The organism is Paraclostridium bifermentans (genome assembly GCF_964259345.1).
Classification (GTDB): Bacteria; Bacillota; Clostridia; order Peptostreptococcales; family Peptostreptococcaceae; genus Paraclostridium; species Paraclostridium bifermentans_B.
In genome coordinates, this window is sequence record NZ_CAXVJR010000030.1 from 1 (window position 1) to 532 (window position 532).

General features: G+C 51.3%; 1 tRNA gene and 1 rRNA gene. Both read left to right on the top strand.

Annotated features, from left to right (window positions below):
* Positions 1-384: ribosomal RNA gene (locus ACEXNK_RS17525) — 16S ribosomal RNA — on the top strand; the annotation flags it as partial.
* A gap of 58 nt (positions 385-442) precedes the next feature.
* Positions 443-518: transfer RNA gene (locus tag ACEXNK_RS17530), tRNA-Ala, on the top strand.
* Positions 519-532: the final 14 nt, after the last annotated feature.

The window sequence follows — 532 nt, forward strand, 5'->3', positions numbered from 1 at the left end:
GCCGAGGATAACTCGGAGGAAGGTGGGGATGACGTCAAATCATCATGCCCCTTATGCTTAGGGCTACACACGTGCTACAATGGGTGGTACAGAGGGTTGCCAAGCCGCGAGGTGGAGCTAATCCCTTAAAGCCATTCTCAGTTCGGATTGTAGGCTGAAACTCGCCTACATGAAGCTGGAGTTACTAGTAATCGCAGATCAGAATGCTGCGGTGAATGCGTTCCCGGGTCTTGTACACACCGCCCGTCACACCACGGGAGTTGGGGGCGCCCGAAGCCGGTTAGCTAACCTTTTAGGAAGCGGCCGTCGAAGGTGAAACCAATAACTGGGGTGAAGTCGTAACAAGGTAGCCGTATCGGAAGGTGCGGCTGGATCACCTCCTTTCTAAGGAGTAATTACCTACTGTTTAATTTTGAGAGTTCTTAAATGAACTTTATATTGTGGGGGTGTAGCTCAGCTGGGAGAGCACTTGCCTTGCACGCAAGGGGTCAGGAGTTCGATCCTCCTCATCTCCACCATATTAGTACTTTGA